Consider the following 20801-nt stretch of genomic DNA (forward strand, 5'->3'; position numbering starts at 1 on the left):
TCGTGGCGGTCATCGGTTCCCTCCCTGCTGCGCGGCGGTCGCGGCGAACTGCTCGCCCGCGGTGATCGGTTCTCCTGCTTCGTACGCCTCGAACCACGCGCGGTCCTCGGAGACGATGGAGTGCTCGGTCGCGTAGACCGTCTCGAACATCTGGGTCTTCGTGGACGGTTCCAGCTTGCGCACCTTGTCGCGGAGCCGCTCGCCGAGCGCCTCGGCGTCGGCCTCGAGCTGCTTCTCGAACTCGCCGTCGATGACGCCCTCGCGGGTCAGGAGGACGCGGAAGCGCTCGATCGGGTCGCGCCGGGCCCAGACCTGTTCCTGCTCGGTGGTGCGGTAGCGCGTGGGGTCGTCCGACGTCGTGTGGGCGCCCATGCGGTAGGTGAACGCCTCGATGAACGTGGGACCGCCGCCCGAACGGGCGCGTTCGAGCGCCTCCGACGTGACGGCGTAGCACGCCAGGACGTCGTTGCCGTCGACGCGCAGGCTCGGGATGCCGAAGCCCTCGCCGCGCTTGTAGAGCGGCGTGCGCGTCTGGCGGGCCAGGGGCTCGGAGATCGCCCACTGGTTGTTCTGGCAGTAGAACACCACGGGCGACTGGTTCACGGCCGCGAAGACCAGGGCCTCGTTGACGTCGCCCTGGGAGGTGGCGCCGTCGCCGAAGTAGGTGACGACCGCGGCGTCCTTCTCCGGGTCGCCCGTGCCGACCAGGCCGTCGCGCTGGATCCCCATCGCGTAGCCGGCCGCGTGCAGGGCCTGCGAGCCGATCACAACGGTGTAGACCTGGGCGTTGTGCTCGTGCGGGTTCCAGCCGCCGTGGTCGCTGCCGCGGTAGAACTCCAGGCGGTCCACGGGGTCCACCCCGCGGACCTGCAGGACTCCGTGCTCCCTGTAGGACGGGAACACGTAGTCCTGCGGGGCCAGCGCGTACGCGTTGCCGACTTGCGCAGCTTCCTGCCCCCGCGACGGGGCGTAGAGCCCCAGCTCTCCCTGACGCTGCAGGGAGGTTGCCTCGTCGTCGAACCGGCGGGTGAGCACCATGTCTCGGTACATCCCGCGCAGCTGCTCCGGGGTGAGGTTCTCGATCCGCTTCCGGTACGCGGAGTTGCCGCGGCCGGTGACCCTTGAACCCTCGGGTGTGAGGAGTTGCAAGAGCGGGACCTTGTCCTCGCCGATGTCGCTGTTCACGATCTCTCCTTCGCTGCGGGCCGTAACCTACGTTCACGTAGCCTACGCAAGCGTAGGTTAGGGGCCACGGTGTCCGGCAGCCGCCGTGTCAGCCAAGGCTCGGGTCGCTAATTTGGAGGATCTCCCCAACGACCTCGCCCCGGCGGCGACAGCGGTGTCGCCGGGAGATGGCATCTTTCCCGTTCAGGGTGGCATCGGACGGGCGGAAAGAAAAGCTCGGCACGGGGTGAGGAGAAGAATCTCCCGTCATCGGCGCCAGGAGGCGGCCAGCTTGAGGAAGGCGTCGTTGGCCTCCTGCTCGCCGATGGAGACGCGGAAGCCGTCGCCGGCGAAGGGGCGGACCAGGATGCCTGCCGCAGCGGCCTCGGCGGCGCGGTCCACGGTGGCGTCGCCGAGGGCGAACCAGACGAAGTTGCCCTGGGCCTCCGGGAGGTTCCAGCCCTGGTCGCGGAGGGCTTCGGTGACGCGGGTGCGCTCGGCGACCAGGGCGTCGACGCGTTCCATGAGCTCGGACTGGGCCGCGGGCTCCAGGGAGGCGAGGGCCGCCTGCTGGGCGATCCCGCTGACGCCGAAGGGGGTCGAGGTGGCGCGGATCGCCGTGGCGAGGTCCTGGCGGGCCAGGGCGTAGCCGACGCGCAGGCCCGCAAGCCCGTAGGCCTTGGAGAAGGTGCGCAGGACGACGACGTTCGGGTGGCCGGCGAGGAGGGCGACGCCGTCGGGCACCTCCGGGTCGCGGACGAACTCCAGGTAGGCCTCGTCGACGACGACGAGGACCTCGCGCGGCACCGCGGCGAGGAAGGCGGCGAGCTCGTCCGCGCGGACCGCCGGGCCCGTCGGGTTGTTGGGTGTGCACACCAGGACGACCTTGGTGCGGGGCGTGATCGCGGCGGCCATGGCGGGCAGGTCGTGGCGGCCGTCGGCGGTGACCGGGACGGTGACCGACGTCGCGCCGGCCACGGCCGCGTAGATGGGGTAGGCCTCGAAGCTCCGCCACGCGTAGACGACCTCGTCGCCGGGTTCGACGACGGCGTTCAGCACGTGACCGAGGACGGCCACCGAACCGGTCCCGACGACGACGTTCGCGGGCTCGAGCCGGACGTGCTCCGCGATCCTCCCGATCAGTTCCGTGGCGAACATGTCCGGGTACCGGTTGACCTCGCCGGCCGCCCGGGCGATCACCTCGCGGACGGATTCGAGCGGCGGGCAGGGATTCTCGTTGGAGGACAGCTTCCAGGCGCCGGAACCCGGGGCGACGCGCGCGCCCGGCACGTAGGCGGGCAGCGCGGCGACGGCGGCACGCAGCGGGACCGTGGTGTTCTCGGGGATGTTCACGCGAATCAGCATGCCACGGTGCGCCGCCTGGGTGGAGACCCGGAATCGTCCCTGAGAACCCTGAATTTCCCGGGGTTCGCCGCGTCGTTCTCCGCGGTTCCGGCCGTGCCGCCGGTAGGTTCGGGAGCATGAGGCTCCTGTTGCGCATCCTGGCCACCGCGTTCGCCATCTGGCTGACGACGGTCCTGTTCGCCGATCACGTCGAGGTCGTCTCGCCCGAGGGCACCGGCCCGTACCTGCTCGCGCTCGTCATCATCGCCGTGATCTACGGCCTGGTGCATGCCATCGTCAAACCACTCGTCAACCTCATCGCCCTACCGCTCTACATCCTCACGCTGGGGCTGGTCTCCCTGCTCGTCAACGCGTTGATGCTGTGGATCACCACGCTCCTGACGGGGATCTTCGACAGCTACGGGCTCACCGTGACCGGCGGGTTCTGGTGGTTCGTGCTGGCGGCGTTCGTCATCGTCGTCGTGCAGCTGGTCGTGATGGCGTTCGTGCCGGACCGCGCCAGGGAGAAGAAGTGACCTGACGACGCCGGGCCTGCCCCGGGTGCCGCGTTCCCCGGTGAACGTGGCGTGCCGGGGCGGGCCCGGACCACGCGGCCCCCTGCCGGGACCGCGTGGGAAACTGTGGGCGTGCCAGAAACGACCGTGAACACGCCCGTCCCCGCCCGCGTCAGCCTCGCCGAGGTGACCCCGCCGATCGCCCTGGGGCCGCTCGACGGGCGGTACCGCGGGGCCGTCGCGTCGCTCGTGGACCACCTGAGCGAGGCCGCGCTGAACCGCGAGCGCCTGCACGTCGAGGTGGAGTGGCTGATCACGCTGTGCAACGGGGCGGACGGCGTGCCGGGTCCCGTGGTGCCGGGCGCGCCGCGCCTCACCGACGACGAGGTCGCGTACCTGCGGGCGATCCCGGCGTCGTTCGGCGCGGAGGAGATCGCCGAGCTCAAGGCGATCGAGCGCGAGACGGTGCACGACGTGAAGGCGGTCGAGTACTTCGTCAAGCGGCGGATCGCGGCGGCGCCGGAGCGGCTCGGGGCGACGAGCCTGCCGGCCGCGTCGGAGCTGGTGCATTTCGCGTGCACGAGCGAGGACGTCAACAACCTGTCGTACGCGCTGATGGTCGCGGGGGCGGTGCGGGACGTGTGGCTCCCGGCGGCGTCGGCGCTGACGGAACAGGTCGCGGGGCTGGCGCGGGAGCACAAGGCGGTGCCGATGCTGAGCCGGACGCACGGTCAGCCGGCGACGCCGACGACGCTGGGCAAGGAGCTGGCGGTACTGGCGCACCGGCTGCGGCGTCAGGTGGAGCGGGTCCGGGGCGCGGAGTTCCTCGGGAAGATCAACGGCGCGACGGGCACGTACGGGGCCCATGTGGTGGCGGTTCCCGGGGTGGACTGGCCCGCGGTCTCGCGTGCGTTCGTCGAGGGACTCGGGCTGGTGTGGAACCCCTTGACCACGCAGATCGAGTCGCACGACTGGCAGGCCGAGGTCTACGCGGACGTGGCCCGGTTCAACCGGATCCTGCACAACCTGTGCACCGACGTGTGGACGTACATCTCGCTCGGCTTCTTCACGCAGATCCCGGTGGCCGGAGCGACCGGCTCGTCGACGATGCCGCACAAGGTGAACCCGATCCGGTTCGAGAACGCCGAGGCCAACCTCGAGATGTCCTGCGCGCTGCTGGACACGCTGTCGGCGACGCTGGTGACGTCGCGGCTGCAGCGGGACCTGACGGACTCGACGACACAGCGGAACATCGGGCCGGCGTTCGGTCACGGCCTGCTGGCGATCGACAACGTGGCGCGCGGGCTCAAGGCGCTGGCGGCGAACGCGGAGCTGATGGCGAAGGACCTCGACGAGAACTGGGAGGTGCTCGGCGAGCCGGTGCAGTCCGCGATGCGGGCGGCGTCGGTGGCGGGCGTGCCCGGCATGGACAACCCCTACGAGCGCCTCAAGGAGCTGACGCGCGGCCGGCGGGTCGACGCCGCCCGGATGCGGGAGTTCGTCGCGGGCCTGGGCCTGCCCGACGACGTCGCGGCGCGCCTGGCGGAGCTGACGCCGGCGGCTTACACGGGGCTGGCGGAGCAGCTGGTGGACGAGTACCTGGCGTGACGTCCGGGCCGGCGGGCCGGCCGTCAGGGGCGGCTGAGCGGCTGAGCGGCTGACGACGGTTGCGGACCGCAGGCAACGAATCGGCGGCCGGGCATCTGCCCGGCCGCCGTTTCGTTTCTTCCCCGGGGAACTCAGCCCCGCGGTGCGCCGGTCATGCGGTCCGGAGTTCCGCGGCGCGGACCGTGCGGCTCCTGGCGACGACCAGTGTCGTCGCCGCCACCCCGGCCAGGGCCCAGACCACCAGGCCGGTGCAGGCCGCCGCCGGGTTGCCGGTGGACTCGGTGACCGCCGACAGGGCTTCCTGGGCCGCGCCCGTCGGAAGGGCGGCGGCCAGCGCCCGGAGCGCCGCGGGCGAGGTCGAGACGACGCCCGCCCCGATGACCAGGACCGCGACGAGCAGGCTGATACCCCGGCCGACGTGACCCAGCACTGCCGCGAGACCCTGGTTGACGGCGACGAACGCGACCGAGGCCAGGATGCCGAGAGCGATCGCCGCGGCCCAGCCGCCGGCGTCGAGCTGCTCGACCCCGGCAAGGATCGCTCCGCTCACCGCCCCGGTCGCGACCGCGATCCCGGCCGGAACGGCCAGCGCCCCGGCCACCTGCCGCAGCGGCGAACGCGTCGATCCGCGGGCGCCGAACGGCACCGGCGGGAACACCAGCATCGTCCCGAGAGCCCCCAGCCAGAGCGCCAGCACCGCGAACATCGGCCCGGTGGCCCCGGTGCCGAGCTCCAGGGCATCGCCCACCTCGACCGGGTCCGCCACCACCGAAGCCAGCGACTCGCGCTCGGTCTCGGTGTAGGCAGGCAGCTCCTCGGTGGCCGTGTCGAGCCCGTCGGACAACGCGCCGGCTCCCCCGGCCAGCTTGTCGATACCGCCTGCTACTCCGTCCACGCCATCGGCGACCTTCTCGGTCCCTGTGGCAGCCGCACCGGCCCCGTCCGCGACCTTGGAAGCCCCGTCTGCGAAGTCATCGAGGCCCGTGGAGAACGTGCCGGCGTTGGTCGACAGCGTGGTCGCACCACCGGCGAGGCCGTCCGCACCGGTCGACAGCTTGGTCACGCCGTCAGCCAGGTCACTCGCACCAGCTGCGGCCTTGTCCGCGCCGAACGAGACGTCGGCCGCGCCCCCAGCAATGCCGATCGCGGCGTCGGCAAGTCCATCCACACCGGTCGAGAGCTGATCCACGCCACCAGCAATCTCTGTCACTCCGCCTGAGATTGCTCCCACGCCGCCTGCTAGTTCGCCGGCACCCGCTGACAGGTCACCGGCCCCAGCCGAGATCTCGTCCACGCCGCCTGCAAGCTCTGTCGCACCATCGGAGATATTGCCTGCGGCAGCTGCGAGATTACCTGTTCCCTCAGCGAGGCCGCCGACGCCCGCAGCCGCCTGATTCGCCCCGTCGCGCAACTCGGCCGCACCACGAGCAAGGTCACCGGCGCCGTCGGACAGCCCGGCCGCACCGTCGGCCACCTGCCGGCTACCCCCGGCGAGTTGCCCCGCATCGGTCGCGAGTTCGTCCACACCCGCAGCCAGACCCCCGAGCCAACTCGGGAGGTCACCCGTCCCGGGCGCCGTGGTGTCCATATGAGCCAGATCGGCACAGACGTCCCTGAGGTCGGCGCTGGACTCGAGCAACGCCGGGTCCTGACACACCGGACCGAGTCCGGTCGAGAGAACTTCCAGGTTCGCCCCCAGTTCGTCCAGGCTTGCGAACGACCCCTGAGCCTGCCCGGCAAACGCCACCATTTCATCGTTCAGCCCTGACGCCTGATGCGCGAGCGCACCGTTCTGGTCGGCGACGCCCTGCGCGCCACCGGCAAGCTCACGCGCCCCCGAGGACAGTGCGCCGGCACCGTCGGCAAGGTCCTCGGCTCCGATGGCGAGTCGCCCGACACCAACTGCGACCTGGTCCGCGCCCGCAGCGAGCTCACCCGCGCCGTCCGCCCATTGATGGGCGCCGCCGGCCAGCTCATCCGCGCCACCAGCCAGCTCCCCCGCCCCGCCGGCCAGCTCATCCGCGCCACCAGCCAGCTGCCCGGCGCCACCAGCCAGCGCGTTCGCGCCACCGGCCAGTGAACCCGCGCCATCGGACAGCGCGTCCGCGCCGCCTGCCAAAGCTCCCGCGCCGCCCGCCCACAAGCCGGCCCCCGAGGCGAGGCCCTCCGCACCCGCGGAGAGCTCGCTCGCACCACCGGCCAGTTTGCCGGCGCCACCGGCAGCCTGGTTCGCGCCCGCGGCCCAGACGCCGACGCCGCCGGCCCAGGTGTCCGCGCCGCCGGCCCACTGGCCGGCACCGTCCGCGAGCGTGCCGGCACCTCCGGCAAGCTCGTTCACGCCGTCGCCGAGCTTGGCGACGCCGCTCGACGCCTCCTGCGCGCCGTCGGCAAGCTTGGCCGCGCCGTCGCCGGCCTTGGTCGCGCCGTCGGCCAGCTCACCCGCGCCGTCGGAGGCCTTGCCCAGTTCGTCGGAGAGGGTGGAGAAGCCCACCAGGACGTTGTCGACGTAGGTCTTCGTGAGGGTGTCGCCCATGACCTGGGTGGCCGTCTGGGCCACGATCTGGGCCAGGGCGTCGTCCAGGACGCGGCCGTCCGCGGCCGTGGCGACGTCGATGGTCGCCTTCTCCGCCTCGGACGGGTCGTCGCTGCCGAAGGACGTCGCCGCGGCGGAGAAGCCCTCGGGGATCGTCACGACCGCCGCGTAGGTTCCGTCGGCCAGGCCCTCGCGGGCCGTGTCCTCGTCGGCGACCTGCCAGTCGTAGCTGTCGTCCGACGCCGGGACGGCCGCGGACTCGCCCTCCTCCGGCGTCTCGCCGCCGCTCACGAGCCCGGCGGCGAGCTGGCGGCCGAGGGGCGCGAGCTGCCCGTCGATCTCCACCGGCTCGTCCAGGTTCACGATCGCCGCGGGAACGGTGTCGAGCCGGTCCTGCGGGTTCCACAGGGCTGCCAGGAGCAGGCCCAGGATCAGGATCGGCAGCAGGGCGACAGCCACCGCCCGCCGCCGGTCCTGGACCGGCTCCGGCCGCAGCCACCTCGTCGCGGTCATGCCCGAACCTCCTGCATCGACGTGTCGTTCGCTGGTACCTGCTGATATCCGTGGCGGGCCCGTACGGCCGCGCCGGCGTCCAGGACCGGGGCCCCGGCCGGCGCCAGGTCGGTCGCCGGGGCACCGACGGCCCCGATGACCGCCGTGATCCCGACCCGCTGCGCGTCCGCGAGCGCCCGCGCGAGGTCGCCCCGCATCCCGAGCTCGCTGACGGTCTCCGTGCCCGTCACGACGACGACCCGCGCCTTCTCCCGTACGGCACGCCGCACGGCCTCGTCGGGCGCCGCCCCGTTCCGGGCGTCGCCGGCGGCGTCGACGACGGCGACCCGCCCGCGGACTGTCGCCGCACGTTCCGGCAGCACCAGGCCGGTGGTCTTGAGCTTGCCGGTGACCTCGGTCCCGCCGGTAGCCACGACCCGCCCGGCGATCGCGTGGAGGATCCCGCTGACCTGGACGGCGGTGTCGCCGCGTACGAGCAGCACCCCGCCGCGCGGCAGCCGGAGGCTCACCGGCCCGGCCACCACGCCGGACGGGTCGGCGATCGTCAGGCCCTCGGCGGCCACCGCGTCCTGTGCGCCCGGCTCGGGCCAGTCGGCGAGGGCGATCTCGCGTGCCAGGCCCTCGCCCTCGACGTCGAACGACGGCAGCAGCCGGTCCAGCCACGCCGGCATCCACCAGGCCTTGTCGCCCAGCAGCGCCAGCGCCGCGGGGACGAGCATCATGCGCACGACGAAGGCGTCGACGAACACGCCCACGGCGAGCCCGAGCGCGATCGGCTTGATGCTCGACGACCCGTCCGGCACGAACGCCACGAACACGGCGGTCATGATCACCGCGGCCGCGGTGACGACCGCCGCCGAGCTGCGGAACCCGCTCTCGATCGCGCGTCTCGCCCGGTCCGGGCCGGTGCCGTGCACGTAGTCCTCCCGCATGCGGGAGACGAGGAACACCTCGTAGTCCATCGCGAGGCCGAACAGGATGCCCATGAGGATGATCGGCATGAAGCTGATGACCGGTCCGGTACGGGTCACGCCGAGCAGTTCGGCGCCGACCCCGTTCTCGAACACGAGGGCGATCACGCCGAACGCCGCCCCCACGGACAGCAGGTACCCGATCGTCGCCTTGACCGGTACGGCGATCGACCGGAACACCATGGTCAGCAGCACCAGCGAGAGCCCGACGACGAGGATCCCGAACGGCAGCAGCGCCCCGCCGAGCTTCGCGGAGACGTCGATGCCGACCGCGGTCTGGCCGGTGACGGCGAGGTCGACGCCGTACTCGTCGAGGAAGTGGTCGTGCATCGAGCGGATCTCGCGGACCAGCTCCTCCGTCTCCTCGGACGCGGGCCCGCCGGTCGGCACCACCTGCACGATGCCGGTGTCCGCGGTCTCGTTGGGCGTCGCGAGCGGGACGTCGTCGACGCCCGGCAGCTCGGCCAGCTCGTCGCCGATGTCCTCCATCAGCTTCAGCGGGTCGTTGCTGGTCAGGATCGAGCCGGTGACGATGAGCGGCCCGTTGAAGCCCTCGCCGAACTTCTCGGACACGAGGTCGTAGGTGACGCGGGCCGAGTCCTCCTCGGGAAGCACGCCGGCGTCCGGCAGCGCGAGCCGCAGGTTCGCGGCGGGCAGCGCGAGGGCGCCGAGCGCCGCGATCACCAGGACGATGGTCAGCGCCGGGACCTTGGTCACGACCCGCACCCAGCCCGCGAAGAAGCCGCGGGACCCCGCGTCGGCGGGCCGCGCCCCGGCCGCGGCGGCCTTGCGCGGCTTCCGGGCCTTCGGCCGCAGCCGCTCGCCCGCCATGGCGAGCAGGGCCGGCAGCAGCGTGAGCGACACGATCACGGTGAGCCCGACGGTCACGGCCGCCGCGATCCCCATGACCGACAGGAACGGGATCCCGGCGACGCTCAGCCCGATCAGGGCGATCATCACGGTGAGCCCCGCGAACACCACGGCCGACCCGGCGGTCGCCGTAGCCCGCGCGACCGACTCCGCCACGGGCAGCCCGGCCCGCAGCTGCTCCCGGTGCCGCGACACGACGAACAGGGCGTAGTCGATCCCGACGGCCAGCCCGAGCATCACCGCGAGCATCGGGGTCGTCGAGCTGACCGGCCCGAGCGCGGTCGCGGCGAGCAGCAGCGCCATCGAGACGCCGACGCCGAGGATGGCGTTCAGCAGCGGGAGCCCGGCCGCGATCAGCGAGCCGAGCGTGACCACGAGCACGACCATCGCGACCAGCAGGCCCACCCCCTCGGTGAGGGTCGGCGTGGGCATCTCCGTGGCGAACAGCTGCCCGCCCAGGTGGGCCTCGGCGCCTGCCGGGAGCGCCGCGTCGAGCGCGTCGGCCTCCGCGTGCAGGGCGTCCTTGGTCTCCGGCGTGATCGATCCCTGGGGCCCGTCGAGCTGGACCTGCAGGATGGTCGCGGTCTCGTCGTCGGACACGGACGCCGTCAGCTGGTCGTCGTACGGCGACGTCACCGCCTCGACCTGCCCGACGTCACCGAGGGCGTCGACCGCCTCCTCGACGACGTCCCGCACGGCGGGGTCCTCGATCGTCGTGCCGTCCGGCACGACGACGATCACCTGCGCGGAGGCCCCGCTCACCTGCGGGAAGGTCGCCGAGAGCTGGTCGAGCGCGACCTGCGACTCGGTGCCCGGGATGGCCACGGAGTTGTCGAAGCCCTGCTGCAGCAGGCCGGCCGCGCCGCCCGCGAGCGCCAGCACCACGATCCAGCCGGCCAGGACGAGCCGGCGCATGCGCACGGCCCAGCGGCCGAGCGAGTAAAGAACTGAGGACACGAACGCTCCCGAACTGGGTTCCGACGGTTCGATGCATGACTGTATCGGATACACCCGTGTATCGGAAACGCGGCGGGGCGGACTAGAATCGCCGGGTAGCACCATCCACACGAGGAGACCCGTGACCGCCGAACCGCTGCCCGACAACGGCGCCGGAGCCGAGCCGGAGACGCCGGTCGAGCGCGCCCTGGCCGCACTGACCCCGCTGACGCCCCGCCGCGAGCGCACCCGCGCCCGCCTGCTCGACGCCGCGTACGCGGTGTTCGCGCGCGACGGCATCAAGGGCGCGTCGATCGAGGTCATCTGCGAGACCGCGGGGTTCACCCGGGGGGCGTTCTACTCGAACTTCGACAGCAAGGAAGCCCTCTTCCTCGCCCTCGCCGACCGGCTCAAGCGCCGGCAGCTCGCCGCCCTGGAGTCCGCGGCGCACTCCCTCGACCCGGAGACGATCGAGGGCGGCAGGATCCACCGCGACGCCATCGCGCACGTCCTGGGCGCGATGGTGGCCGAGAAACCGGACGACGCCCGCCAGTGGACCATGCTGCACGCCGAGCTGCAGCTCCTCGCCATGCGCGACGCCCGGGTCGCCGAACTGGTCGCGGCCCACGACTCCGCCGTCCGGCAGGAGGTCTCGGAGCTCCTGGCCGGGATCCTCGAGACCCTCGGGCTCCGCTTCGTCGTCGACGACGAGGCGGCCGTCGACCTGCTGTTCGCCACCCACCAGCACTGCGCCCGCCGGCAGGCGTTCGCGCACGCCCCGGGGGACGACGACGCCGCGGCCGGCCACGACCCGCTCAACGACCTGGTCGGCCTCCTCGTCACCACCAGGGACTGAGCCGCCGGCCCGCCCCGCGATGCAGCAGACCCCCGGCCACGGATCAACCGTGACCGGGGGTCTGCCTCATCGGTGCCTCACCGGCTCAGCGGCGGATCACCAGTGGGCGTTGCGCGCCAGCTCCAGTGCCATGGGCTGCCACCACTGGCCGGCGGCCGGGCCGCCGTTGCACGCGCCGTCCGACTCGCCCGGCAGCTTCACCCAGAGGTACGCCTCCAGGTTGGAGCTGTCGTTCACGAGGGCCGGCTTGTCGCCCAGCGCACGGCCGGACGGGTTGCACCAGTCGCCGCCGGGGCCGTTGCCGTTGCGCGAGGTGTCGATGACGTACGGACGCCCGCCGATCATCGACGAGACCTGCTCGCCGTAGGCCCGCGAGTTCGCCGTCGTCTGGTAGTTCGACACGTTGAGCGCGAAGCCGGCCACGCCGTCGAACCCGACCAGGTTCAGGCGGCGCGCCGCCTCGCTCGGGCTCAGCCAGGCCGAGTGGCCCACGTCGACGAACACGCGGGCACCCTTGTTGGCCAGGGCCTTCGCGGCGTACTTGAGGTAACCGACCCGGTCACCCTGCCCGGAGCAGTCGCCGAGCATGGCGAGCGCGTCGGGCTCGAGGATCACGTAGGGACGGCCCTGGATGCCCGAGGCCATCGTGTCGATCCACGCGGCGTACTCGCTCTCCGCGACACCGCCACCCGAGTGGTTGCCGCAGTCGCGGCCCGGGATCGCGTAGATCGTGAGGATGCCGGTCTTGCCCGCCGCCACGGCGCGGGACGTGTAGTCCACGACCTCCGCGCGCGCGTGCTCGTCGTCGGCCCAGTTACCCACCCAGTAGGACTGCGGCGTCAGCGCGATCTTCGCCAGCAGGTCCTTGTCGGTGCCCGACGCCGCCTGCCAGGCCGCGTAGGACTGGTTCGCCGTGTCCACGAGGAAGCCGCTCGTCTCGGTCGGCTGCGAGGGCGAGACCGACGGCGAGGGGCTCACGGACGGCGTCGGGCTCACGGACGGGCTGACCGACGGGGACGACGACGCCGACGCCGACGGCGTGCCACCGCTGACACCGCCCGTGCACGTCGTGCCGTTCATCGCGAACGACGCCGGGACGGCGGCCGAGCCGCTGCCGATCATCCCGAACGACGCCGACGCGCCGGTGCCAAGGTTTCCGTTCCAGCTGACGTTCGTCGCCCGGACGCTCGTCCCGGACTGGGTCACCTGGGCGTTCCATGCCTGGGTGACGGCCTGACCGGAGGCGAACTGCCAGGTGAGGTTCCACCCGGAGACGGGGTCGCCGAGGTTCTTGAGCGTGACGTCGGCCTGATAGCCGCCGCCCCACGAATTGGTGATGCGGTACTGGACCTCACAGCCGGTGGCGGCAGCGGCGCTGGTCGCGCCGGCGGTCGCCGCCGCGAGGGCGCCTCCGGTGCCCAGCGAGATGATGGCTGCCAGTGCGGCCCACCTCGCCCGGCGTCGGGTACTCGAGGTACGCATGGGATCTCCTTCGATCGATGCCGTTCGACCGCAAGGTACGGACCGCCGGCCCCGCAACGGCACCGGGTAAAGCGTTTAGGTACCCAACGGACGCGGAAAGCCGCCACCACAAGATGCCCTTCACGTGGAAGAACCCGCCAGCAGGGCGACGTGTCGTACAACTTCACATTGTCATGAATCTGTGTAACAGTTTTCCCACGGCGCCCCGCACGGGGCGCCGGCCAACTGAAGAGGACGGCCGGTCACCGGTACCTCGCAGGTACCGCCACCCGGCCGAAGAGCAGCACTGCACAGCACCACGCAGGCAGCCCCCGAGCCCTACAGCCCCCGGAGGTCAGCAACGTGACGCACTCGAAGAGCTCGACCGCGCGGAGCGCGCACTGGACCCTGGACCGCTCACGGGCCGACGGCCCGGCGAAGCTTCTGGACCTCGGCGGCTACGGCCGCCGCCGGTTCCTCACCATGGCCGGCATCGGCTCGGCCGCCACGGCCGTCTGCGTCTCGATCGCGGCGCTCGACCCGGCCCTCTTCTTCGGCCCGGGCTGGTAGAACGCGATCCCACCTGTTGCGCCCAGGGTCTCGACACGAGGGCCTCACCGGCGGCAACATCTCAGGCTGACGGGCCCGGACAACGACGTCCGGGTCCGTTTCTCTCCCTTCCCTCCCGGCCCCCGCCGCCCTTCCCGCCCCCGCCAAGCCCATCCGAAGCCACGCTGCTACCAGGAGTGATGTCGATCATGGCGATCAACCCCACCGATCCGTACATTGGCCCGATGACCACGCAGCACGAGCAGGAGGAACGGCGGGGCAACGACGAGTACGAGATCGTCGACGACGCCGGCGCCGGACGCTACGAGGCCCGCCTGGCCGGCGGAACGGTCGTGGGGTACCTCGAGTACCAGACCGACGGCGACACGATCACCATGCCCTCCACCGTCGTCGACCCGCGGCACCGCGGGCACGGCATCGCCGCGCGGCTCGCCCGGACCGCGCTGGACGCGGCCCGCGACGCGGGCAAGAAGGTCGACCCGCAGTGCTGGTACGTGGCCGAGTACATCGAGAAGCATCCCGAGTACGCGCCGCTCGTGGGCTGAGCGCCGCAGGCCGTCCCCGGATCACGCCGCCGACCTGGCAGTATCGGTGTCATGCACCCGCGCGCCGGAACTGTCGCTCAAGAAGCTGATCTGATCGACGTCGACCGTGTGGTCGGCGCCTACTACGACCTCCGACCGGACCCGGAGAACCCCGCCCAGCGGGTGGTCTTCGGCACCTCCGGGCACCGGGGCTCGAGCCTCGACGGAGCGTTCAACGAGGCCCACATCGTCGCCACCACGGCGGCGATCGTCGAGTACCGCCGCGAGCAGGGAACGGACGGCCCCCTGTTCATCGGCCGGGACACCCACGCCCTGTCGCTGCCCGCGTGGCAGACCGCCCTGGAGGTGCTGGCGGCGGCAGGGGTCACGGTGATGATCGACGCCCGCGACTCGTACACGCCCACGCCCGCCGTCTCGCAGTCGATCCTGCTGCACAACGAGGCGCTGACCGAGGCCGGGGTGCGCACGTCGGGCCCGGGCCTGGCCGACGGCATCGTCGTCACGCCCAGCCACAACCCGCCCCGCGACGGCGGGTTCAAGTACAACCCGCCGCACGGCGGGCCGGCCGGGTCGGACGCGACCGGTCGCATCGCGGACCGCGCCAACGAGATCCTCGCCGGCGGCATCGCCACGGTCCCGCGGATCTCCCTGGAGGCCGCGCTCGCCGCGGGGACGACGCACCGGCACGACTTCCTCACCACCTACGTCGACGACCTCGCCTCCGTCCTGGATCTGGAGGCGATCCGCTCGGCCGGGGTGCGCATCGGCGCCGACCCGCTGGGCGGGGCGTCCGTGGAGTACTGGGGCGCGATCGGCGAGCGCTACGACCTCGACCTGACCGTCGTGAACCCGCAGGTCGACCCGCGGTGGGCGTTCATGACCCTGGACCACGACGGCAGGATCCGGATGGACTGCTCGTCGCCGTCGGCCATGGCGTCGCTGGTCGCGACGATGCGCGGGACGACGACGGACGCGGCGTCGTCGGGCCCCGCGCCCTACGACATCGCCACCGGGAACGACGCCGACTCCGACCGGCACGGCATCGTGACGCCCGACGGCGGCCTGATGAACCCGAACCACTACCTCGCCGTGGCGATCCGCTACCTGTTCTCCGGCGGCCGGCCGGACTGGGGCGACGGCGCGGCGATCGGCAAGACGCTCGTGTCGTCGTCGCTGATCGACCGGGTCGCGGGCGGCCTGGGGCGGAAGGTCGTCGAGGTGCCCGTCGGATTCAAGTGGTTCGTGCCCGGCCTGCTGACCGGGGAGGTGGCGTTCGGTGGCGAGGAGTCCGCCGGCGCGTCGTTCCTGCGCCGCGACGGCCGCGTGTGGAGCACCGACAAGGACGGGCTGCTGCTCGCCCTGCTCGCCTCGGAGATCCTGGCCACCACCGGGAGGACGCCCTCGCAGCACCACGCCGAGCTCGTCGCGGAGTACGGCGAGTCCTGGTACGCACGCGTGGACGCCCCCGCCTCGCGCGAGGAGAAGGCAGCGCTCTCCGCCCTGTCGCCGTCGGACGTGACCGCGACCGAGGTCGCGGGGCAGCCGATCACCGCGAAGCTGACCGAGGCGCCCGGCAACGGCGCGAAGATCGGCGGCCTGAAGGTCACGACCGCCGACTCCTGGTTCGCGGCCCGCCCCTCGGGAACCGAGGACGTCTACAAGATCTACGCCGAGTCGTTCGTCTCCGCGGAGCACCTGACCGAGGTGCAGGCGGCGGCCAGGGAGGTCGTGGCGAACGCACTGACCTGAGCCCGCGCCGTCGTCGTGGGAAGGGCCTACTCGGCCGGCGGGACGGTGACCAGCATGTCGTCGTACTCCGGCGCGTGGTTCCGCACGTAGCGGCGGAAGAACGGGCACAGCGGCACGATGCGGTCGTGGTTGCCGCGAGCGATCGCGAGCGCGTCGTGCGCGAGCCGGGAGGCGATGCCCTGTCCCTCGTACTCGGACGGGACCTCGGTGTGCGTGAAGATCACGGTGCCGCCGTCCCGTTCGTAGGCGGCCAGCCCCGCGAGCGTGCCGTCGGGCAGCCGTGCCTCGAACCGGTGCTCGGCCGGGTTGTCGACGACGGTCACGGCCAGGTTGTTGCTCATGGCGACATCGTCACACGACGACGCCGGGTCGGCACGAGGCCGGCCCGGCGTCGTACGCCCTGGGTGGATCAGCGAGATCTAAGGCCTCGACCCGCTGGTACCTGCGGCGCACCGCGATGAGCGCGGCACCGGTCAGGACCATGCCGCCGGCCACGCCGGCGACGGCGCCCGACTCGAAGCCGGTCTCCGCGAGCGGGCCCGCGTCGGCGACCGTCTCGGTGTCGGTCGTCGTGCCGGCCGGCGTCACCGCGGAGACCTCGACGGTCACGCCGTCGTCGGAGGTCTCGACGTCGACGTCCGGCGTCTCGCCGCCGATCGGGTTGTTGACGGAGTCCGCGGGCGGCTCCGTCGGGTCGACGACGCCGCCGCCACCGGTGCCGCCCGTGGGCGGGTCGGTGGGTTCGGTCGGCGGGTCGGTGGGGTCGACCGGCGGGTCCGTCGGGTCGACGGGCGGGTCGGTGGGGTCGACGGGCGGGTCCGTGGGGTCGACCGGCGGGTCGGTGGGCTCCGGGTCGACCGGCGGGTCCGTCGGCTCCGGGTCGACGGGCGGGTCCGTCGGCTCCGGGTCCACCGGCGGGTCCGTGGGCTCCGGGTCCACCGGCGGGTCCGTGGGGATCGTGCCGCCGCCGCCCTCGCCCGGGTCGGTCGGTTCGGTGGGGTCGTCCAACGGCTGGACGACGTCTCCGACCAGCGTGAGAACCGCGCCGACCAGCCCCTCGTCCGCCTCCGCCTCGGCCGTGGCGTTGTCGCCGGTCGTCGTCGGTTCGGGTGCCGGGGCGGCGTCCTCGCTCGCGAACGCCGCGCTGCCGCCGGCGGCCACGAGCCCGCCCGCCACCACCACAGTGGTCACGAGCCGGCTGAACTTCTTCTGCATGCTGTTCCTTCCGGTTGTTTCGTCGGGCCGGTCTGCCCTCAGACACTTCCGGACAACATCATTCACAACCCGGACGAAACATGCCAGCAAAATGCACGGTCCGCTCCGACTTTTCTGGAGATTTCACCGAACCCTAACCGGGAGCTACCCTTCCCTTACCCCGGCCCGCCGGCTCCGCCGCCCGGCTGCGGACAGCACCCCGGGCCCGATCCGGGGAGGCGGATCGGGCCCGGGGCTTCCTGCGTCGGTACGGGCGTCAGGCGGGGGTACCCCCCAGCGGCATCCCCGACGTCCACCCCCGGCCAGCGGCGATCACGTCCCCGTCCTGCGGCACATCCCCCAGAGATGTCCCGTCGGCCGAAGCCGGCTCACCACGTGCCGGCCGTCTGCCGGCGACGCGTCCCGAGGGAGCGCAGCTGCTCACCACTCTGCGGCCATTTCACACTTTGTGCAACGCGACGGAGAAAGTTCTTGTCAGGCTTTATGGAACGACTGTTCCGAAAGCCAGGCCCAGCCCGTACGTCGCCGCGGCGGCCCCGAGACCGATGACCACCTGCCGCGCCGCCCGCGTCATCGGCGAGGCCCCCGACAGCAGGCCCACGATCGCCCCGGTCGCCAGCAGCGCCACGCTGACCAGGCTCGCCGCGACCGCCACGGCGACGGGCCCCGTCAGCCCGAACAGGTACGGCAGCACCGGGATCAGCGCGCCCGAGGCGAAGAAGCAGAACGACGACGCCGCGGCGCCCCAGGCGGTCCCGTGCGTCTCGTGCTCGTCGGCCTCAGCTCCGGCCTCGCCGCCGGGCGCCTCGTCCACCAGGTGGTTCACTCCCCTGGCCGCGGCGGACACGTCCGCCAGCGCCAGGTCCGCCTTGATCTGCGCCTCCGTGGCGGACATCCCGCGGGCGCGGTAGACCAGGGCCAGTTCGTTGGCGTCCAGGTCCAGGTGCGGCAGCGCGTGGGCGGCGTCGGGCGACGGCGACGACGCCTCCAGCAGCTCCCGCTGCGACCGCACCGACACGAACTCCCCCGCGCCCATGGACAGCGACCCGGCGAGCAGGCCCGCCAGGCCGGACAGCAGCACCGTCTCCTGCGCCACCCCGGACGCCCCGATCCCGAGCACGAGCGCCAGGTTCGAGACCAGGCCGTCGTTGGCGCCGAAGACCGCGGCGCGGAAGGTCCCCGACATCCGGTTCCGGCCGCGCGTGGCGAGGCTGCGCACCACCTCCTCGTGGATCTGCTCGTCGGCGGCCATCGTCGCGGTCGCGTCGGCGTCGCGCGCATACGCCGAGCGCGCCTCCGCCCGTTGCATGAGGGCCAGCACGAACACGCCGCCGAACCGCCGGGCGAGAAATCCCAGGATCCGGAACCGCAGTTCGGTGGGGACGGGCCGCCCGACGTCGTCCCCGAGCAGGTCGAGCCAGTGCTGCTCGTGCCGTTTCTCGGCCTCGGCGAGCGCCAGGAGGATCGCGCGCTCCTCGCCGTGGCGGCGTCGGGCGAGATCGCGGTACCAGCCGGCCTCGGCGCGTTCGGCCGCCAGGTAACGCCGCCACCTGCGCAGATCCGCCGCGGTACGACGACGCGACGGATGCGATGCGGCCGCTCGCCCGGCCGGGGTGGGTCCGGTCATGGCGTCATGATCGCAACGAAAGGCGGTTCGTGGGTTCCGGAACGAGTGGCGGCCGGATTCCGGAATTCCGGCCCGGGAATCTTCGCAGGTACGAACCCGGCGCCGGGAATCGGATCAACCCCGCCCATATTCCGTGTCGCCCTATCGAGCACACCACTCGACAAGGCACAATGGACGCCGTGATCATCCTCAGTGCCCACGGGGACGCCGTCGGGGACCCGGGCGCCATCGGCTGGGCATGGATCGACCACACGGACGGGCACTTCGATTCCGGCGGCGCCGCCAGCGGGACCGAGAACTCCGCCGGTCTCACCGCCGTCCTGCGCGCCATCGAGGCGCATCCCGGCAGCGAGCCGCTGCTGGTCGAGTCGGGATCGCAGCAGGCCATCCGCGTCGCCGCGGAGTGGCTGCCGTCCTGGAAGGCGAACGGCTGGCGCACGTCGGCCGGCGACGTCGTCCCCGACGCCGATCTCGTCCGCGCGCTGGACGACGCCGTCACCGCCCGGACCGGCCCCGTCCGCTTCCGGCACGTGCGCGGGCACATCGACAACCCGCTGCACGCGCGCGCCCGGCGCCTGGCCGAGCTCTCGGCCGCGGAGTGGTCCGCCGGACGCGGCCGGCTCGACAGCTTCCTCATCGGCGACATGCCGCCCGCCGACGACGGCGGGACCGCGCGGCCGGCCGGCGCAGCCCCCGCGGCGAACCCCGCCCCGGCCGCCGCGGACCGGCGGGATTCGCCCGCGTCCTGGGAGTCGGCGACGCTGTTCTAGCGGGTTCCAGGCGGCCGGGCGTCGGGGCGTCAGGCCCCGACGAGCCCCGCGTCCTCCACGGTGTCGATGCGCGCCAGCTCCTCCGCCTCCGCGCGGAACTCGATCCGGTCCGCGACGGTCCGCGCACGCTGGGCCATGTCGTGGGCGATCGCGACGCTCTCGCCCAGGTACCGCGACGGGTCGACGAGCCGGCGGATCCGCTCGGCGCCCAGGTGGGCGCGCACCTCGTCGCAGCCCAGCAGCAGGTCGAGGAACGAGGCCTCGCCGGTGGCCGCGGCCTGCGCCAGCTCGTAGACGACCTCGTGCGCGCTCTGCCGCCCGATGCGCTCGCCGAGCTCGAGCATCAGCGACTCGGACCCCATCAGGCCCTCGGACAGCGCGAGGTTCTCGCGCATCCGCTCCTCGTCGAGCTCCAGGCCCGACGCGATGACGCCGAGCCGCACCAGGAGGTCGCCCGCCAGAATCGCGGCCTGGGCCAGCACGTCCTCCAGGAGCGCGGTCATCCCGCCGTTCGCCTCGTGGTCGTGGAGCATCGACTCCAGCGCGGGCCCGGTCAGGGCGCGCAGCTGCGCGCTCATCGCCTGCACGTCGAGGGCGAGCTGCGGGTTGCGCTTGTGCGGCATGGTGGAGCTGCCGACGGTCCCCGCGGGGATCGCCTCGAAGGCCTCCCCGAACTCGGGCTGCATCATGCCGTAGACGTCCTTGCCGATCTTCCCGGCGGTCCCCGCGAGCATCCCGAGGACGACGACGAACTCGACCATCCCGTCGTTCACCGCGCGCGACGGCACCGGCATGATGCCGAGCCCCAGCCGGTCCGCGACGCCGCGCTCGACCGCCCGCCCGTCCGGCCCGAACGAGGCGAACGTGCCCACGGCACCGCCCATCAGCACCCGGAACAGCCGGTCCTCGAGGTGTTCCAGCCGATCGACGGTGGCCGTCAGCTCGTCGATCCAGACCGCGGTCTTGAAGCCGAAGGTGACGGGCACGGCGTGCTGGGAGTGGGTGCGGCCGGGCATCGGCACCGCGGCCGAGGCGTCGGCGAGCTTGGACAGGGCGCGCAGCGTCGTGGCGAGGTGCCGCTCGATCGCGCGGTGCGCGTCGCGCAGCACCAGGATGTCCGCGGTCTGCGTGATGTTCTGCGTGGTGGCGCCCCAGTGGATCCACTCGCCGTGCTCCGGGCCGACGACCCGCGCCAGCTCGTCGATGAGCGGCATGAGCGGGTGGCTGGCCATCGTGGTGGCCTCGGCGATCCGCTCCAGGTCCAGGTTCTCGATCCGTGCGGCGCGCTCGATCGCCGCGGCCGACTCCGCGGGGATCAGCCCGATCTCCGCCTCCGCCTGGGCGAGGGCGACCTCGACGTCGAGCCGGCGCTGGTACTTGTTCTCCGCGCTGAAGAGGCGGGCGATGCCTGGTTCCGGTACGCGGCCGTCGGTGTAGCGTCGAATCGATTCGTCGGACATTCTCTGGAGTCCCCTTGGGGTTTCGCCGAGTGGTGCGAGCGAGGACAGCCTAGCCGAATGTTTCGAGAATGTTAACCATCACATCGGTTATACC

Annotated in this window: 16 protein-coding genes; 7 read left to right on the forward strand and 9 right to left on the reverse strand. The window is 72.5% G+C overall.

From position 1 onward, the window contains the following. Positions 1-9 precede the first annotated feature (9 nt). Together pdhA and hisC are read right to left on the reverse strand one after the other, a co-directional pair. Positions 10-1185: a pyruvate dehydrogenase (acetyl-transferring) E1 component subunit alpha gene (pdhA, locus tag ABD208_RS10490; RefSeq protein ID WP_344102385.1), complete on the reverse strand. Its 1176-nt coding sequence runs from the start codon at positions 1183-1185 to the stop codon at positions 10-12. A gap of 246 nt (positions 1186-1431) precedes the next feature. After that, positions 1432-2529 carry a histidinol-phosphate transaminase gene (hisC, locus tag ABD208_RS10495; protein ID WP_425561095.1) on the reverse strand — a complete coding sequence of 366 codons (1098 nt, stop codon included), beginning with the start codon at positions 2527-2529 and terminating at the stop codon, positions 1432-1434. 116 nt (positions 2530-2645) lie between these two features. On the opposite strand from hisC, the gene ABD208_RS10500 reads away from it, so the two are divergent. Together ABD208_RS10500 and purB are read left to right on the forward strand one after the other, a co-directional pair. Then, positions 2646-3044: a phage holin family protein gene (locus tag ABD208_RS10500; protein WP_344102389.1), complete on the forward strand. Its 399-nt coding sequence runs from the start codon at positions 2646-2648 to the stop codon at positions 3042-3044. Between the two features lie 111 nt (positions 3045-3155). Beyond that, positions 3156-4631, forward strand: a complete 1476-nt coding sequence (gene purB / locus ABD208_RS10505; protein ID WP_344102391.1) for an adenylosuccinate lyase — start codon at positions 3156-3158, stop codon at positions 4629-4631. Positions 4632-4782: 151 nt separating this feature from the next. On the opposite strand, the gene ABD208_RS10510 is transcribed toward purB, so the two are convergent. Both ABD208_RS10510 and ABD208_RS10515 read right to left on the reverse strand, forming a co-directional pair. Further along, the gene (locus ABD208_RS10510; protein ID WP_344102393.1) at positions 4783-7677 is read right to left on the reverse strand and encodes a YhgE/Pip family protein; all 2895 of its coding nucleotides are present in this window, start codon (positions 7675-7677) and stop codon (positions 4783-4785) included. Continuing rightward, positions 7674-10475, reverse strand: coding sequence for an MMPL family transporter (locus ABD208_RS10515; protein WP_344102395.1), 2802 nt, complete (start codon positions 10473-10475; stop codon positions 7674-7676). The genes ABD208_RS10510 and ABD208_RS10515 overlap by 4 nt, the downstream gene beginning before the upstream one ends. 121 nt (positions 10476-10596) lie before the next feature. Between ABD208_RS10515 and ABD208_RS10520 the strand changes: the two genes are divergently transcribed. Beyond that, positions 10597-11310 carry a TetR/AcrR family transcriptional regulator gene (locus ABD208_RS10520; RefSeq protein WP_344102397.1) on the forward strand — a complete coding sequence of 238 codons (714 nt, stop codon included), beginning with the start codon at positions 10597-10599 and terminating at the stop codon, positions 11308-11310. 96 nt (positions 11311-11406) lie between these two features. Here ABD208_RS10520 and ABD208_RS10525 read toward each other — a convergent pair whose 3' ends face one another. After that, positions 11407-12792 carry a glycoside hydrolase family 6 protein gene (locus tag ABD208_RS10525; protein ID WP_344102399.1) on the reverse strand — a complete coding sequence of 462 codons (1386 nt, stop codon included), beginning with the start codon at positions 12790-12792 and terminating at the stop codon, positions 11407-11409. A gap of 342 nt (positions 12793-13134) precedes the next feature. Here ABD208_RS10525 and ABD208_RS10530 point away from each other — a divergent pair, with 342 nt between their 5' ends. The 3 genes from ABD208_RS10530 (at position 13135) to pgm (ending at position 15635) form a co-directional block, all read left to right on the forward strand. Next, on the forward strand, positions 13135-13341 hold the full coding sequence (locus tag ABD208_RS10530; protein WP_344102401.1) for a hypothetical protein: 207 nt from the start codon (positions 13135-13137) through the stop codon (positions 13339-13341). Between the two features lie 224 nt (positions 13342-13565). After that, entirely contained in the window at positions 13566-13886 is a 321-nt protein-coding gene (locus tag ABD208_RS10535; RefSeq protein WP_344102403.1) for a GNAT family N-acetyltransferase, read from the forward strand. Positions 13887-13937: 51 nt separating this feature from the next. Then, on the forward strand, positions 13938-15635 hold the full coding sequence (gene pgm / locus ABD208_RS10540; protein WP_344102406.1) for a phosphoglucomutase (alpha-D-glucose-1,6-bisphosphate-dependent): 1698 nt from the start codon (positions 13938-13940) through the stop codon (positions 15633-15635). 26 nt (positions 15636-15661) lie between these two features. Here the strand turns inward: pgm and ABD208_RS10545 are convergent, their stop codons facing one another. From ABD208_RS10545 to ABD208_RS10555, 3 genes are all read right to left on the reverse strand, one after another. After that, positions 15662-15976, reverse strand: coding sequence for a GNAT family N-acetyltransferase (locus ABD208_RS10545; RefSeq protein WP_344102409.1), 315 nt, complete (start codon positions 15974-15976; stop codon positions 15662-15664). Between the two features lie 10 nt (positions 15977-15986). Next, complete coding sequence (locus tag ABD208_RS10550) at positions 15987-16850, reverse strand: LPXTG cell wall anchor domain-containing protein (protein WP_344102411.1); 864 nt, start codon at positions 16848-16850, stop codon at positions 15987-15989. A 481-nt stretch (positions 16851-17331) separates the two neighbouring features. Next, the gene (locus ABD208_RS10555) at positions 17332-18477 is read right to left on the reverse strand and encodes a VIT1/CCC1 transporter family protein (protein WP_344102413.1); all 1146 of its coding nucleotides are present in this window, start codon (positions 18475-18477) and stop codon (positions 17332-17334) included. 170 nt (positions 18478-18647) lie between these two features. On the opposite strand from ABD208_RS10555, the gene ABD208_RS10560 reads away from it, so the two are divergent. Further along, positions 18648-19247 (forward strand): RNase H family protein, encoded by a 600-nt coding sequence (locus tag ABD208_RS10560; RefSeq protein ID WP_344102416.1) that lies wholly within the window; start codon positions 18648-18650, stop codon positions 19245-19247. 29 nt (positions 19248-19276) lie between these two features. Here the strand turns inward: ABD208_RS10560 and ABD208_RS10565 are convergent, their stop codons facing one another. Beyond that, on the reverse strand, positions 19277-20707 hold the full coding sequence (locus ABD208_RS10565; RefSeq protein ID WP_344102419.1) for a class-II fumarase/aspartase family protein: 1431 nt from the start codon (positions 20705-20707) through the stop codon (positions 19277-19279). Between the last annotated feature and the right edge of the window lie 94 nt (positions 20708-20801).

The sequence above is a fragment of the Myceligenerans crystallogenes genome (assembly GCF_039529775.1).
Classification (GTDB): Bacteria; Actinomycetota; Actinomycetes; order Actinomycetales; family Cellulomonadaceae; genus Myceligenerans; species Myceligenerans crystallogenes.